Origin of the sequence: Streptomyces sp. JJ36 (assembly GCF_021696945.1) — a bacterium.
GTDB lineage: Bacteria > Actinomycetota > Actinomycetes > Streptomycetales > Streptomycetaceae > Streptomyces.
This window is the reverse complement of sequence record NZ_JACYHE010000007.1, coordinates 87,290-102,274: the sequence shown is the minus strand read 5'-3', so window position 1 is coordinate 102,274 and position 14,985 is coordinate 87,290. Positions and strand designations below refer to the sequence as shown.

The 14,985-nt window shown below is 74.4% G+C and carries 10 protein-coding genes and 2 pseudogenes; 3 read left to right on the top strand and 9 right to left on the bottom strand.

Features of this window, described 5'->3' with window-relative positions:
- Positions 1-4 precede the first annotated feature (4 nt).
- The gene (locus HOY81_RS04805; protein ID WP_237318462.1) at positions 5-1,171 is read left to right on the top strand and encodes an MAB_1171c family putative transporter; all 1,167 of its coding nucleotides are present in this window, start codon (positions 5-7) and stop codon (positions 1,169-1,171) included.
- Positions 1,171-2,682, top strand: coding sequence for an FAD-dependent monooxygenase (locus HOY81_RS04800; RefSeq protein ID WP_237318460.1), 1,512 nt, complete (start codon positions 1,171-1,173; stop codon positions 2,680-2,682). Before HOY81_RS04805 ends, HOY81_RS04800 begins: the two co-directional genes overlap by 1 nt.
- Before the next feature lie 53 nt (positions 2,683-2,735).
- Here the strand turns inward: HOY81_RS04800 and HOY81_RS04795 are convergent, their stop codons facing one another.
- The 3 genes and pseudogenes from HOY81_RS04795 to HOY81_RS04785 all read right to left on the bottom strand — a co-directional run bounded on the left by HOY81_RS04795 (position 2,736) and on the right by HOY81_RS04785 (position 3,843).
- Positions 2,736-2,933 (bottom strand): hypothetical protein, encoded by a 198-nt coding sequence (locus tag HOY81_RS04795; RefSeq protein ID WP_237318458.1) that lies wholly within the window; start codon positions 2,931-2,933, stop codon positions 2,736-2,738.
- A gap of 53 nt (positions 2,934-2,986) precedes the next feature.
- Positions 2,987-3,148: pseudogene (locus tag HOY81_RS04790) on the bottom strand (glycosyltransferase); the annotation flags it as partial.
- A 98-nt stretch (positions 3,149-3,246) separates the two neighbouring features.
- Positions 3,247-3,843 carry a TetR/AcrR family transcriptional regulator gene (locus HOY81_RS04785; protein WP_237318456.1) on the bottom strand — a complete coding sequence of 199 codons (597 nt, stop codon included), beginning with the start codon at positions 3,841-3,843 and terminating at the stop codon, positions 3,247-3,249.
- 211 nt (positions 3,844-4,054) lie between these two features.
- On the opposite strand from HOY81_RS04785, the gene HOY81_RS04780 reads away from it, so the two are divergent.
- The gene (locus HOY81_RS04780) at positions 4,055-4,939 is read left to right on the top strand and encodes an NAD(P)-dependent oxidoreductase (protein ID WP_308340953.1); all 885 of its coding nucleotides are present in this window, start codon (positions 4,055-4,057) and stop codon (positions 4,937-4,939) included.
- Between the two features lie 425 nt (positions 4,940-5,364).
- Here the strand turns inward: HOY81_RS04780 and HOY81_RS27720 are convergent.
- The 6 genes and pseudogenes from HOY81_RS27720 to HOY81_RS04750 all read right to left on the bottom strand — a co-directional run.
- Positions 5,365-5,844 (bottom strand): annotated as a pseudogene (locus HOY81_RS27720) (TetR/AcrR family transcriptional regulator); the annotation flags it as partial.
- Positions 5,845-6,074: 230 nt separating this feature from the next.
- Positions 6,075-7,664 carry a phosphoglycerate dehydrogenase gene (gene serA, locus HOY81_RS04770; protein WP_237318454.1) on the bottom strand — a complete coding sequence of 530 codons (1,590 nt, stop codon included), beginning with the start codon at positions 7,662-7,664 and terminating at the stop codon, positions 6,075-6,077.
- 321 nt (positions 7,665-7,985) lie between these two features.
- Positions 7,986-8,984: a ketol-acid reductoisomerase gene (gene ilvC, locus HOY81_RS04765; RefSeq protein ID WP_237318452.1), complete on the bottom strand. Its 999-nt coding sequence runs from the start codon at positions 8,982-8,984 to the stop codon at positions 7,986-7,988.
- A gap of 61 nt (positions 8,985-9,045) precedes the next feature.
- Positions 9,046-9,570, bottom strand: coding sequence for an acetolactate synthase small subunit (gene ilvN / locus HOY81_RS04760; RefSeq protein WP_237318450.1), 525 nt, complete (start codon positions 9,568-9,570; stop codon positions 9,046-9,048).
- Between the two features lie 20 nt (positions 9,571-9,590).
- Positions 9,591-11,447 carry an acetolactate synthase large subunit gene (locus tag HOY81_RS04755; RefSeq protein ID WP_237318447.1) on the bottom strand — a complete coding sequence of 619 codons (1,857 nt, stop codon included), beginning with the start codon at positions 11,445-11,447 and terminating at the stop codon, positions 9,591-9,593.
- A 238-nt stretch (positions 11,448-11,685) separates the two neighbouring features.
- On the bottom strand, positions 11,686-14,796 hold the full coding sequence (locus HOY81_RS04750; protein WP_237318569.1) for a bifunctional diguanylate cyclase/phosphodiesterase: 3,111 nt from the start codon (positions 14,794-14,796) through the stop codon (positions 11,686-11,688).
- Between the last annotated feature and the right edge of the window lie 189 nt (positions 14,797-14,985).

Below are 14,985 nucleotides of genomic sequence, written 5' to 3'. Positions count from 1 at the left end.
GCCCGTGGAGGGACTCGACTTCTACATCCCCGCCGCGGTGGGCGGCGCCGCCTTCCTCTTCCGGCTGCCCGCGCTCGTCCGCCGCCGGCACGACCCGCTGCTGCGCTCCGTCGGCGGACTGCTGCTGGTCGCCTCCGCGGTGTTCGTCTTCGCCGCACCTCCCACCATCGCCTGGGTCAACCGCGTCACCGGCGTCCCCAACATCTCCGCACCGCTGGTCTACTGCCTCCTCACCGGCTTCTGCGCCTCCTGCCTGGTGCTCATCATCAACTGGCGCGGCGGCGACGCCGCCTCCCGCCGCCGCGCCACCCGCTGGTGCACCGGCGTCTACGCGGCGGTCATCGTCGCCCTCGCCGTGCTCTTCGCGCTCGCCGACGCCCCCGAGGAACGGCTCCGGGACCTCGACACGTACTACGCGACCACCCCGTTCATGCGCGAGATGATCGTGCTGTACCTGGTGGCGCACACCGCTGCCGTGCTGGTGACCACCGTCCTCTGCTGCCGCTGGTCGCGCCAGATCCACGGCTGGCTCCGCAGCGGCATCCTGCTGCTCACCGCCGGATACCTGCTGAACCTCGGTTACGACGGCGCCAAGTTCGCCGCGGTCGCAGCCCGCTGGGCCGGACGGGACTGGGACTGGCTCAGCACCGGGCTGGCGCCCCGCCTGGCCTCGCTCTCCGCGGTGCTCATCGGGATCGGGTTCGTCCTGCCGCTCGCCGGGCAGCGCGCCTCGCAGCGCCGCCGCGCCCGGGTCGCCTACCGCCGGCTCGGACCGCTGTGGCGGGAGGTGCGGCACGCCGTGCCGGGCAGCACGCCCGTACGGATGTCCCGCTGGTCCCCGCCCCAACTGCTGCTCACGCAGCGCACGTCGGCGATCCACGACGGCATGCTGCTGCTCGCGCCGTACTTCGACACCGCCGTACGTGACCGGGCGCACGCTGCTGCCCTGCGGCACGGCGCTCGGGCCGAGGAGGCCGCGGCCATCGCGGACGCGGCGCTGACCGTCGCCGCGCTGCGCGCCCGCAGCCGGGCCCCGGACGAGGCGGCCCGCGCCGGCCCCGTACCGGCCCGCGAGTCCCCCTTCGATCTGGTCCGGATGTCGGAGGCGCTGAGCCACCCCGTCGTCGCGGACGTCCGCCGGCGAGCGTCCCGCCAGGAGAGTGCCCCGTGATGAGGAAACCGGTCAGCGACACAGGACGGGCCGTGGTGGTCGGCGGCGGCTTCGCGGGCGTGCTCGCGGCCGCCGCCCTGGCCTGCCGGGTGCGGGAGGTGGTGGTCGTCGAGCGGGACGTGTACCCGCAGGGCCCGGGCCCCCGCAGAGGTGTGCCGCAGGCCCGCCACGTCCACCTGCTGTGGTCCGGCGGCGCCCGGGCGCTGGAGGAACTGGTACCCGGGGTGACGGACGACCTCCTGGCCGCCGGCGCGCGGCGGGTCCCGCTGCCGCGGGACATGGTGGCGCTCAGCCCGCGCGGCTGGTTCCGCCGCTGGCCCGCCTCGCACCTGCTCTACCTGTGCAGCCGCGACCTGCTGGACTGGACGATCCGGCGCCGGGTGCTGGCCGACCCCCGCATCCGGGTCCGGGAGGGCACCGAGGTGCTGGGACTGGCCGGCGACGCCCGGCGGGTGACGGGCGTCCGGCTGCGCGCCCCGTCCGGGGAGGAGTCGCTGCTGACGGCGGACCTGGTGGTGGACGCGGGCGGGCGCGGCTCACGGGCGCCCGTGTGGCTCGCGGCCCTCGGCGCCGGGCGGCCACGGGAACGCCGGGTGGACACCGGACTGGTGTACGCCAGCCGCGTCTACCGCGCCCCGGCCGGTACCGAGGACTTTCCCGTGGTCAACGTGCAGGCCGACCCGCGGGCCGGGACGCCCGGCCGCGCGGCGGTCGTCGCTCCCGTGGAGGGCGGGCGCTGGCTGGTCACGGTCGGCGGCACCCGCGGCGGCGAACCCACCGCCGACCCGGAGCACTTCGAGACCTTCGCCGCCGGCGCCCGGCACGGCGTGGTGGGCGCCCTGGCCCGGAACGCCGAGCCGCTGTCGCCGGTGGTGCTCTGCCGCAGCACCGTCAACCGGCGCCGGTACGTCGAGCGGCTGCGCGGCCGGCCGCGCGGCTTCGTGGTCCTCGGGGACGCCGTGGCCGCCTACAACCCGGTCTACGGCCACGGGATGTCGGTCGCCGCACAGGGCGCGCTGGCGCTGCGCCGCGCCGTACGTGCCGGGCGGGCTGGCGCCCCCGGCACGGCACGGCGCGCCCAGCGGGGGATCGCCCGGCCGGTCTCGGTGGCCTGGGATCTGGCGACCGGGCAGGACGTGTTCTACCCGGGGGCGGCGGACCGCCCGCCCTCCCTTTGGGAACGGCTGCTCGCCCGGGCGGTGGACCGGCTGCTCTACGTCTCGACCGGTTCCGGGCTGGTGGCGCGGGTGGTGACGGACGTGATGACCCTGGAGCGGCCTCCGGCGGTGCTGCTCCGCCCGGACGTGGTGTGGGCACTGCTGCGGGGGCCGCGCCTGCCGCAGCTCTCCGGGCCGCCGCTGACGGCGGAGGAGTGGGCCGCGGCGGGCGTCTCCGGAGCGTCCGCCGCGGACTCGGCCGGCGCCGGCGCGACCCGCGCCGCCCCGCCCGTACCGGCACCCGGCGGCCCGGCCGGGACCCCCGGCGGCACCGGGGCCCGGGGCGCGCCCTGAGCCCGCTCGCCGTGCGGCAGCCGGGCACAAGCCGGAGGGCCGGGTGGACGCCCTCAGCCGCGCGTGAGCCGGTCGACGGCCGCCAGTACGGGCGCGACGCCGTCCTCCGCGCGGAGCCGCGCGGCGAGTGCGGCCGCCCGCCGCCGGTAGGCGGGCCGGGCGGTGACCTCCCCGAGGCTCGCCGCGAGGTCCCCGGCGGTGAGCCCTGAAGAAGGCGTCGAACCGGACGGGGAGCGGCACCGGGGGGACACCGGCACGGAGGGTGGCGGCCGCGAGCGGAGTGCAGCAGCGCGTACGGGCCGACGGGCAGCGGGTGGAGGGGCACCCCCGCCGCGCGGGCGAGCGGGGCGAAGCGGTCGTGGGCGACGAGGGTGACCTCGTGGCCGGCGTACGACAGGACCTGGGCGAGGCCGGTGAACGGGGCGACGTCGCCGTACGAGCCGGCGGTCCTCAGGGCGACGCGCAAGGCCGCGGTATGGCCGCCGGCGCGGCGACGCGAGGCGCGGCGCGCGGGGCGGGCCGCGGGAGCCGCCCAGAAGGGCCCCTGGCCGCGCGGGCCCGGGGTCAGGGCCGGGCAGGCACCGCCGCGTCCAGCAGCGGAGCCAGCTCCTCCGCCACGGTGGTCAGGGCACGGACGTCCCGCTCGGCCCGGGCGATGATCAGCGCGCCCTCCAGCGCGCTGATCATCAGGGTGGCCAGCGCCTCGGACCGGGCCGGCGGCACCCCCGTGTCCCGGAGGGCCGCGGCCACCGGTCCGGTCCAGCAGGCGAACGCGGCCGCGGAGGCCTCCCGGGCGGAGGCGGTGCCCTCCGCGCAGTCCACCGTGGCCGCCGCGACGGGGCAGCCCCCGGCGAAACCGGTGTCCCGGAACTCGTCGGTCCACTGGCGCACCATCGCGGCGAAGAGCCCGCTGGGCGAGGGCTCCGGCAGCTCGGCCAGGAAGCGGGCGACGCGCTTCCCGGCGTAACGTCCGGCCCAGGCCACTGCCTCGTTGACGAGCTGCTCCTTGCCCCCGGGGAAGTAGTGCTGGAGCGAACCGCGCGGGGCCCCGGCGTGCGCGGCGACCTGCCGCATGCCCGTCGCGGTCGCGCCCTGGCGCCGGATGAGCTGGGCCGCGCTGAAGACCATCCGCTCGCGCGGTCCCCGTGCGGATGCGGCCATGTGTGCGTCCTCCCGCCGAACGGCCCGGCCGGGCCCGTCCTCTCGTCCCCGGCGGCGCCCCAGCGTAGCGGCGTGGGGAGCCCTGCCGGCGGGCCGCGCGGTCGGGACGTCCCGGCCACCTCCTATGACAGTCGTCATAGGTCCAGGCTACTATGACGTACGTCATAGTCGGTCGGGGTGCGGAGGCGCACCCCGGAGAGGGCGGTGCACGGTGACCACGGTGGGATTCCTCGGCCTCGGCGTCATGGGGCAGCCCATGGCCCTCAACCTCGCGCGCGCCTGCACCCCGCTGGTGGTCTGGAACCGCACGCACTCCAGGACGGGGCCGCTGCGCGCGGCGGGCGCCGAGGTGGCCGACGGCCCCGGTGAGGTCTGCGCCCGGTCCGGGGTGGTGCTCACGATGCTCGCCGACGGCGCCGCGACCGACGCCGCGCTGGGCCGCGGCACCCCCGCGTTCGCCGACCGGGTCGCGGGCCGCACCGTGGTGCACATGGGCACCACCTCGCCCGGCTACTCCGGTGGCCTCGAGGCCGACGTCCGCGACGCCGGCGGCCACTACGTCGAGGCTCCCGTCTCCGGCTCCCGGGCACCGGCCGAGACCGGCCGGCTGGTGGCCCTGCTGGCGGGCGAGGACGAGGCCGTGGCACGGGTGCGGCCGCTGCTGGCCCCGATGTGCCACACCACCTTCGCCTGCGGGCCGGTCCCGCACGCGCTCCTGATGAAGCTGTCCGTGAACCTCTACCTGATCAGCCTGGTCACCGGCCTGACCGAGGCGTTCCACTTCGCCGGCGGGCACGGACTGGACCCCCGGCTCTTCCTCGAGGTGCTGGACGCGGGGCCGATGGCCAGCGGCGTCTCGCGGATGAAGGCGCCCAAGCTGCTGTCCGGCGACCTGTCGGTGCAGGCTGCGGCTGCGGACGTGCTGAAGAACAACGAGCTGATCGCGGAGGCGGCCCGGGCGGCTGCTGTGGCCTCGCCCGTGCTGGACGCCTGCCACGCCCTGTTCCGGGAGACGGTGGAGCTCGGCCACGGCGCGTCGGACATGGTGGCCGTGCTGCGGGCGCTGGAGGCCCGTACGGACCGCGGCGCGCGCTGAGCGGGCGCCGGTGCGGGCCCGGCGCCCGCCCCGGGCCGGGGTGTGCGGGGGGCGGCCGGGTGCGCGCGGCGGGGGCCCGCCACGCCGCCCCGACGACTTCCGGTGGCCCCGGCGGCGGCATTCGGGGGCAGCGGACCGGAGCCGGCGGGGCGTCCGCGCCCGGGAGGTGCGCCGGCCTCGGGAGCGGCGGCGCCCCCGGCCCGCGCCTCCTCGCGCCCCGCGCCGGACGCCTCGCCGGTCCGCGCGGCGGACTCGGCGACCGGCTCCTCCGGGGGTGCGCCGGCCATCCGGCGCCGGATGCGGCGGAACCGGCCGACGCCGATGGCCGGTCCGGGGAGCCGCTGTGCGCGCGGCCAGGCGGCGGACGGGCGCAGCCCGTCGATGTAGATCTCGAGCTGGCGGTGGGCGAGTGCGCCGTCCTCGGGCAGCCGCGCACCCGGCAGCGGCCGGGTGAGCCTGATGATCATGAAGACGACATCACCCGGGACGACGTCCTGCCGCACCAGCGCGGCGCTCTGCGCCTCGCGGAGCATCTCCTCCAGCGGCTCCGCCGCGTCGTCGGCCCGGCGCAGGACGTCGTCGACCTCGATGCGCCCGAAGAGCGAGGGCATCACCGCACCGATCTTGAGGTCCAGTGCGGCGTGCATGAAGCGGCGCAAGGCCTCGAACGGGTCCGGCTCGTGCTCCGCCGCCGAGCGGGCGGCGGCGTGCAGCTCGCTCAGCGTGTGCACGGCGACGGCCTGCACGAGGTCCTCGCGGCGGGGGAAGCGCCGGTAGAGCGTGGCGACGCCCACCCCGGCCCGCCGGGCGATCGCGTCCAGCGGTGCGTCGGGGCCCTCGTGCACGAAGATCTGCCGGGCGGCACGCAGGATCTGTTCGCGGTTGTGCTGGGCGTCGGCCCGCATCGCCCACCTCCGGGAGGGGTCGGTCCGGTCAGGTGGAGTCTTTTTCTCCACCTGGATTCCACGGTAGGCGGAGAAGTGGAGAGAATTCATCCGTCTGACCGGAAGTGAGAGAGACCGGCGCACCCGCCCCTCACATCGGCCGTCCGCCGCCGGCGACGCCCCCGCATGCGCAGAAGGGCCCGGCCCGGCGCAGTGCCGGACCGGGCCCCTGGCCCGTGCGGTGCGGGTGTTCAGTCCGTCAGGTTGACGCTGCGCGCGGAGGTCGCCCCCACCTCGCCCGCGATCTCCGTCAGCACCGGAGCCGGGATGGTGTCGTCCACGGTGAGCGCCACCAGCGCCTCACCGCCCACGGTGGTACGGGAGACCTGCATACCCGCGATGTTGATGCCGGCCTCGCCGAGGATCCGGCCGAGCGTGCCGACCACGCCCGGACGGTCGCTGTAACGCAGGAAGGCCATGTGCTCCGCGAGGGCAAGGTCGACGTCGTACTCCCCGACGGCCACGATCTTCTGCTGGTGCTTGGGGCCGGTCAGGGTCCCGGAGACCGAGACCTCCTCGCCGCTGCCGAGCGTGCCGCGCACCGTGACGACGTTCCGGTGCTCGGGGGACTCGCTGGAGGTGGTCAGCCGCACCTCGACACCGCGCTCCTGGGCGAAGAGCGGTGCGTTGACATAGCTGACCGTCTCGTCCACGACGTCCTCGAAGACGCCCTTGAGCGCGGACAGCTCCAGCACCTTCACGTCGTGCTGGGTGAGCTCGCCGTACACCTCGACGTCCAGCCGGACGGCGACCTCGCCCGCCAGCGCGGTGAAGATCCGGCCCAGCCGCTCGGCCAGCGGCAGCGCGGGCCGCACGTCCTCGGCGATCACGCCGCCCTGGACGTTGACCGCGTCCGGGACCAGCTCGCCGGCGAGCGCCAGACGCACGGAGCGGGCGACCGCGATACCGGCCTTCTCCTGGGCCTCACCCGTCGAGGCGCCCAGGTGCGGGGTGCACACCACCTGGTCGAACTCGAAGAGCGGCGAGTCGGTGCAGGGCTCCGTGGCGTAGACGTCCAGACCCGCGCCGGCCACCCGCCCCTCCTTGAGGGCGGCGACCAGCGCGTCCTCGTCGACGATGCCGCCACGCGCGGCGTTGACGAGCCGGACGGACGGCTTGACCTTGTGCAGCGCCTCGTCCCCGATGAGGCCCAGGGTCTCCGGGGTCTTCGGCAGGTGCACGGTGATGAAGTCCGACACCTCCAGCAGCTCGTCCAGGGAGAGGAGCTTGACGCCCATCTGCGCCGCCCGGGCCGGCTGGACGAACGGGTCGTAGGCCACCACCTTCATCCCGAAGGCGGACATGCGCTGGGCGACGAGCACACCGATCCGGCCCAGGCCGACCACGCCCAGGGTCTTCTCGGAGAGCTCCACACCGGTGTACTTGCTGCGCTTCCACTCGCCGTTCTTGAGCGCGGTGTTCGCCTGCGGGATGTTCCGGGCGGTGGCGACCAGGAGGCCGCAGGCCAGCTCGGCGGCGGTGACGATGTTGGAGGTGGGGGCGTTGACGACCATGACGCCGGCCTTGGTGGCGGCCGGCACGTCGACGTTGTCCAGCCCGACGCCGGCACGGGCGACGACCTTGAGTCTGCCGGCGGCGGCGATCGCCTCGGCGTCCACCTTGGTGGCACTGCGCACCATGATCGCGTCCACGTCGGCGATGGCGGAGAGCAGCTCCGCGCGGTCGGCGCCGTTGCACTGCCGGATCTCGAAGTCCGGGCCCAGCGCGTCGACAGTGGCGGGCGAGAGTTCCTCGGCGATGAGTACGACGGGCTTGCTCACTTGAGTCTCAGTCCTCACTTGTCCTCTACGGACGGCCGCGTCCCGACGGCCGAAGGCGGTGGAGGTTGGCAGCCGCGTAAGACACACGACGCTGTGAGCCTGTGACGCGCTTCTGTCCGCAGTGTAGCCACCGGGAAGCCGTGCGCACCGCCCTTCGCGGGGATTGATCACCCGTGTGTGTACGGGCACGCCGCACCCGGGCGGGCCCGGGCACGGCCGGCCGCCGGGGCGGGCAGCCGCGGCAGCCGCCCCGGGCCACGGCGGCACGGTGCCGCCGCCGCGGTCCGGGGCGGACGGGGGCGCCGGGGCGCCCCCGCGCCGTCAGGCCTCCTCGTCGACCCAGCTCATCAGCTTGCGGAGCTTGCGGCCCGTGGTCTCCAGCAGGTGGTCGCCGTCGGCCTTCTTGTACTCGTTGTACTTCGGCAGACCGGCCTTGTACTCCTTCATCCAGTTGTCGGCGAAGGAGCCGTCCTGGATGTCCCCGAGGACCTTCTTCATCTCGGCCTTGGTCTGGTCCGTGATGATCCGCGGGCCGGTGACGTAGTCGCCCCACTCCGCGGTCTCGGAGACCGACCAGCGCATCTTCTCCAGGCCGCCCTCGTACATGAGGTCGACGATCAGCTTGAGCTCGTGCAGACACTCGAAGTAGGCGATCTCCGGCTGGTAGCCGGCCTCGACCAGGGTCTCGAAGCCCGCCTTGACCAGGGCCGAGGCTCCGCCGCAGAGCACCGCCTGCTCGCCGAAGAGGTCCGTCTCGGTCTCCTCGGTGAAGGTCGTCTTGATCACCCCGGCGCGGGTGCCGCCGATGCCCTTGGCGTAGGACAGGGCCAGCTCGAAGGCCTTGCCGGTGGCGTCCTGCTCGACGGCCGCGATGCACGGCACGCCGCGGCCCTCCTCGTACTGACGGCGGACCAGGTGGCCCGGGCCCTTGGGGGCGACCATGCACACGTCGACGCCGGCCGGGGGCTGGATGAAGCCGAAGCGGATGTTGAAGCCGTGGCCGAAGAAGAGCGCGTCGCCGTCCTTGAGGTGGGGCGCGATGGACTCCTCGTAGACCGTGGCCTGGACCGGGTCCGGCACCAGGACCATGATGACGTCGGCCTCCTTGACGGCCTCCGCCGGGGTGGTGACCCTCAGGCCCTGCTCCTCGGCCCGGGTCCGGGACTTCGAGCCCTCGTGCAGGCCCACCCGGACGTCGACGCCCGAGTCGCGCAGCGACAGCGCGTGGGCGTGGCCCTGGCTGCCGTAGCCGAGGACCGCGACCTTGCGGCCCTGGATGATCGAGAGATCGGCGTCGTCGTCGTAGAACAGCTCGGCCACTTCGGGAATCTCCTTGTTTCAGTGTGGTGCGCCCACCGTAGGGGCGGGCCCGGGGGAAGGGTCAGGCGGTGCGGTCCAGCGCCCGCAGGGAGCGGTCGGTGATGGAACGCGCGCCGCGCCCTATGGCGATCGTGCCGGACTGGACCAGCTCCTTGATGCCGTACGGCTCCAGCATCTTCAGCATGGCCTCGAGCTTGTCGCTGCTGCCGGTGGCCTCGACGGTGACCGCCTCGGGCGAGACGTCGACCGTCTTGGCCCGGAAGAGCTGGACGATCTCCACGATCTGCGAACGAGTCTCGTTGTCGGCGCGCACCTTCACCAGGACCAGCTCCCGCTGGACCGCGGAGCCGGGCTCCAGCTCCACGATCTTCAGCACGTTGACGAGCTTGTTGAGCTGCTTGGTGACCTGCTCCAGCGGCAGGTCCTCCACGTTCACCACGATGGTGATGCGGGAGATGTCGGGGTGCTCGGTGACGCCGACGGCGAGCGAGTCGATGTTGAAACCGCGGCGGGAGAACAGCGAGGCGATCCGGGCCAGGATGCCGGGGGTGTTCTCCACCAGGACGGAGAGGGTGTGCTTGGACATCTTCGCGGGTGCTCCGATCCTCAGTCGTCGCTGTCGCCGAAGTCGGGCCGGACGCCGCGCGCCGCCATGACCTCGTCGTTGGAGGTGCCTGCCGCGACCATCGGCCAGACCATGGCGTCCTCGTGGACGACGAAGTCGACGACGACGGGCCGGTCGTTGATGGAGTTGGCCTGCTCGATCACCGCGTCGAGCTGCTCGGGGTCCTCGCAGCGGATCCCCACGCAGCCCATGGCCTCGGCCAGCTTGACGAAGTCCGGGACCCGGGTGCCGCGGGCCGGCTCCTCCCCGTCGCCGTCGTGCAGCCGGGTGTTCGAGTAGCGCTGGTTGTAGAAGAGGGTCTGCCACTGCCGGACCATCCCGAGGGCGCCGTTGTTGATGACGGCGACCTTGATCGGGATGTTGTTCAGCGCGGCCGTGGCCAGCTCCTGATTGGTCATCTGGAAACAGCCGTCGCCGTCGATCGCCCAGACCGCGCGGTCCGGCATGCCGACCTTGGCGCCGAGGGCGGCCGGCACGGCGTAGCCCATGGTGCCGAGACCGCCGGAGTTGAGCCAGGTGGCGGGCTTCTCGTAGTCGATGTAGTGCGCGGCCCACATCTGGTGCTGGCCGACGCCCGCCGCGTAGACGGTGCCCTCCGGGGCCCTCTCACCGATCCGCTGGATGACCTGCTGCGGGGAGAGCGAGCCGTCCTCCGGCAGGTCGTAACCGAGCGGGTACGTCTCCCGCCAGCGGTTCAGCAGCTCCCACCATTCGGCGTAGCCCGCCGTACGGCCGGCCGCCTGCTCCGCCTGGACGGCGACGATCAGGTCGGCGATGACCTCGCGGGCGTCCCCCACGATGGGCACGTCGGCGGCGCGGTTCTTCCCGATCTCCGCCGGGTCGATGTCCGCGTGGACGATCCTGGCGTACGGGGCGAAGGAGTCCAGCTTGCCCGTCACGCGGTCGTCGAAGCGGGCGCCCAACGCGACGATCAGGTCGGACTTCTGCAGCGCGGTGACGGCCGCCACCGTGCCGTGCATGCCGGGCATGCCCAGGTGCTGCGGGTGGCTGTCGGGGAAGGACCCGATGCCCATCAGCGTGGTGGTGACGGGGGCGCCGGTGAGCTCGGCCAGCACCTTGAGCTCGGCCGTGGCGCCGGCCTTGAGCACGCCGCCGCCCACGTAGAGGACCGGGCGGCGGGCCTCGGTGACCAGCCGGGCGGCCTCCCGGATCTGCTTGGCGTGCGGCTTGGTCACCGGGCGGTAGCCCGGCAGTTCGAGCTGCGGCGGCCAGGAGAAGACCGTCTGCGCCTGGAGGGCGTCCTTGGCGATGTCCACCAGGACCGGGCCGGGACGGCCGGTGGAGGCGATGTGGAAGGCCTCCACGATGGTCCGGGGGATGTCGGCCGGGTCGGTGACCAGGAAGTTGTGCTTGGTGATCGGCATCGTGATGCCGCAGATGTCGGCCTCCTGGAAGGCATCGGTGCCGATCGCCTTGGAGGTGACCTGTCCCGTGATCGCGACCAGCGGCACCGAGTCCATGTGCGCGTCGGCGATCGGGGTGACCAGGTTGGTGGCGCCGGGGCCCGAGGTCGCCATGCAGACGCCGACCTTGCCGGTCGCCTGGGCGTAGCCGGTGGCGGCGTGACCGGCGCCCTGCTCGTGGCGGACCAGCACGTGACGGACCCGGGAGGAGTCCATCATCGGGTCGTACGCCGGCAGGATCGCTCCTCCGGGGATGCCGAATACGGTGTCGGCGCCGATCTCCTCGAGAGAACGAATGAGGGACTGCGCACCCGTCATGTGCTCGGTGGCGTGCGCCGGTCCGCCCGGCTGCTGCTGTCCGGCGCGGGGGGCCCGCGGCTGCGGTTTCGGGGCCCCGGTGGCCTGCTCGGTCATCGGCTGTCTCTTCTCGGAGAGTGAGGGTTGACGCTCGTCGTGGGCTGTTTGTCAGGTATGTGGCGAGTTGCGACCAGGTGCTGGTGCAACAAAAAACCCCCCGTGCCCGTGGGCAAGCGAGGGGAGCGCGCCGCTGGAGTCGCGGGGCCGGAACGGCCCCGGGTCAGCCGACGCGCTGTCCAAGTACGAGAATTCGGGTGCGCATGGCAATGACCATCCTCCGGGCGCGCTGTGAGTGTCAAGTGGGTGGGACGGAAGTCTCACTATGTGAGCGCAATGGCGGATGGGCGACCGCGTCCGGACCGGTGGTACCGCCTCGACGCACCGGCAGCGCGCCGGCGGCCACCATCGGGCGCCCCGCCCCGCCGTGCTCCGGCACCGGGCCGCTCCCCGCGGAGCCGCCCGCGGTCCCGGCCGGCACGGGCCCCGCAGGCGCCGGCCCGGCCGGGGCCCCCGCGCCTCCCGCTCCGGCCGGCACACCCGGACCCGCCGGACCCCCGGGAACCCGCCCCACCGGGAGCTGGCCTCCCGGTGTCCCGCTCCGCTGGGCGCGGGCCGCCGTGACCGGGCCGGCCTGCACCGGCACACCCGGCATCGGGTAGCCGCCCCGGCCGAGCGCCCGCCGCAGCCGGTGCTCGTCGAGGGCACCGGAGAAGGCGGCGCCCAGCGCGTGCGTGCAGCCCAGGGCGCGCAGCACCGAGACCTGCTCCGGCAGGTCGACGCCCTCCGCGACGGAGGAGAGCCCGAGCTCCTCGGCGATCCGCAGCAGCCCGGCCGTGATGGTGCGCAGCCGGGCCGACTCGGCGATCCCCTCCACCAGGCCGCGATCCAGGCAGAGCACGTCCAGCGGCAGGCGGCGCAGCGCGGCGAGGGCGGCGCCCCCGCTGCCGAAGCCGTCCAGGGCGATGCCCACGCCCAGCTTGCGCAGCAACGTCAGCCGCTCCTCCAGCTCGTCCAGCGGGATGTCCGGGTCGCTCACCGAGAGCTCCAGCACCAGCGCCTCGGGGGCGAGGCCGTGCCGGGACAGCAGGGCCTCCACCTGGCCGGGGCCGGCCGTCCCCTCGGCGAATCGGCGCGCGGAGAGGCGCACGGTCACCGGGACGTCGAGCCCGGCCTGCCGCCGCCGGGCGGCCTGCTCGACCGCCTCCTCCAGCAACCAGCCCCCCATCCGGGCCACCTGCTCGGCGGGCAGCTCGCCGCCTGGTGCGCCGTCCGCCCGGAGGAACTCGGCGGGCGTGAAGAGTATCCCCTGCGGTGACCGCCAGCGGGCCTGGGCGGCGACCGAGGTGATGCGGCCGCCACGCAGCTCGACGACGGGCTGGTGCAGCAGGGCGAACCTGCCGTCCCGCAGGGCCCCGCCCAGCCGGGTGGCCGCCTCGGCCTGGCGCACCACGTCCTCCTGGAGCTGGGGGGCGTACACCTCGACGCGGTTCTTGCCCCCCTTCTTGGCGCGGTACATGGCGAGGTCGGCGTTGCGCAGCAGCGTCGCGGGCGAGATGCCCGGTTCGGCGAAGGCGATGCCGATGGAGGCGGCCACCCGCGCCTCGGCGCCCTGGACCCCGTACGGCTCGGAGAGGGTCAGCCGGAGACGGTCGGCGATCTCCCGTACCCGCTGCTCGCGCTCCTCGGGGCCGCGGGCCTCCGGCGGGCCGTCGCCCAGGATGAGGGCGGCGAACTCGTCCCCGCCGAGCCGGGCGGCGGTGTCCCCGGCACGCACCGAGCGCCGCAGCCGGTGCCCGGCGGCCACCAGCAGTTCGTCGCCCGCCTGGTGTCCGATGGTGTCGTTCACCGCCTTGAAGCCGTCCAGGTCGATGTAGAGCACGGCGGCTCCCGCGTCGGCGCCACGGCGCCCGGAGAGCGCCTGCCGGACCCGCTCGGTGAAGAGCGCCCGGTTGGGCAGGTCGGTCAGCGGGTCGTGTGAGGCGTTGTGCTGGAGCTGGGCCTGGAGGCGCACGCGTTCGGTCACGTCGCGGCTGTTGAAGATGAGGCCGCCGTGGTAGCGGTTCACGGTGGACTCCACGTTGAGCCAGTGCCCCCTGCCGTGCCGGAAGCGGCACTCGATACGGGTGGACGGCTCCGTGTCCGGCGGCGCCGCGAGGAAGCGACGCAGTTCGTGCAGCACCCGCGCCAGATCCTCGGGGTGGATCAGGGAGGCCAGCTCCGAGCCGACGAGCTGGTCGCCCTCCCGGCCGTAGACGCCGACGGCGGCCGGGGAGACGTAGCGCAGCACGCCGGAGGGCGCGGCGATCATGATGACGTCGCTGGAGCCCTGCACCAGGGACCGGAAGTGGCTCTCCTTCTGGGCGAGCTCCTGGGTCAGCGTGATGTTGTCCAGCAGCATGATGCCCTGCCGCACGACCAGTGCCAGCACCACCGTGCAGCCGGTGAAGAGCACCACGCGGTCGACGGCGTGCCCCACCAGGGAGGTGTGGATGACGCCGAGGGTGCACACCGCGGCGGCGAGGTAGGGCGTGAGCGCGGAGAGCGAGCCGCTGATCGGCCGGCTGTGCGGCGGCGCCGGCGGGCCGGCCGCCGCGGGCCGGTCCCCGGCGGCGTACGGGTCGGGGAGGCTGCGCACCCGGCCCACCCAGGGCGCGTACGCGAGCAGGATGGAGCCGGCGAACCAGCCGGCGTCCAGCAGATGCCCCGACCGGTAGCTCTCGCGCAGCAGCGGCGAGGTGAACAGCGCGTCGCACAGGACCGTCAGCGCCAGGGCGCCGATCGCGGTGTTGATCGCCGGGCGGTCCGCGGAGGACCGCCGGAAGTGCAGCGCCAGCACCATGCTGACCAGCACGATGTCCAGCAACGGGTAGGCCAGGCCGAGTGCGGCGTACGCCACCGGTTCGCCCTGCCAGGAGCCGTGCGCGAGCGCCAGCGACCAGGAGAGCGTGAGCAGCGAGCCGCCGATCAGCCAGGCGTCCAGGGCGAGGCAGACCCATCCGGCCCGGGTCACGGGGCGTTTGGCGAGCACCAGCAGCCCGATGATGGCGGGCGGTGCGAAGAGCAGGAAGCAGAAGTCCGCGGCGGAGGGCTGCGGCACCGGCTGCCGCAGCACCACCTCGTACCAGCCCCAGACGCCGTTGCCCAGGCCGGCCATGGCGGAGGAGACGCCGAAGAGGAACCAGGCGGGCCGGAACCGGCTGCCGCGCTGGGTGCGCGCATACCACAGGCAGGAGCCCGCGGCGAGCAGGGCGGCGGCGCTCAGCCCGAAGTCGCCCATGACACGGGCGAGCACCGGGGAGCCCCAGCCGACGGCGGCACCCGCGGCGTATCCGCCGCACACCACGGTGACCAGCAGCCGGGCCAGCGTCCCCGCGCGACGCTCGGCGGGGCCGCCGGGCCGCAGCATCGCTCCGGGGCGGGCCCAGCAGTTCCCCGGCTGGGCCGCGCCCGGGGCGCTCATCGCGCCCTCCCCGGAGCACGGGGCGGGCGCCGGCTCGGCCGGTGTATCCGGTGCGCCGCACGCGTCCGGCGGGTCAGGTGGGTCGTCTGGGCCGGGTGGGTCGTGTGGGTCAGGTGCTTCCGGTGGATGCAGCAC

Bases quoted from the DNA above. Each gene is read 5' to 3' on its own strand.
- HOY81_RS04785 (WP_237318456.1), bottom strand. From the start codon at position 3,843: ATGGCCGCATCCGCACGGGGACCGCGCGAGCGGATGGTCTTCAGCGCG.
- HOY81_RS04750 (WP_237318569.1), bottom strand. From the start codon at position 14,796: ATGCTGCGGCCCGGCGGCCCCGCCGAGCGTCGCGCGGGGACGCTGGCC.
- ilvN (WP_237318450.1), bottom strand. From the start codon at position 9,570: ATGTCCAAGCACACCCTCTCCGTCCTGGTGGAGAACACCCCCGGCATC.
- HOY81_RS04755 (WP_237318447.1), bottom strand. From the start codon at position 11,447: ATGACCGAGCAGGCCACCGGGGCCCCGAAACCGCAGCCGCGGGCCCCC.
- HOY81_RS04800 (WP_237318460.1), top strand. From the start codon at position 1,171: ATGAGGAAACCGGTCAGCGACACAGGACGGGCCGTGGTGGTCGGCGGC.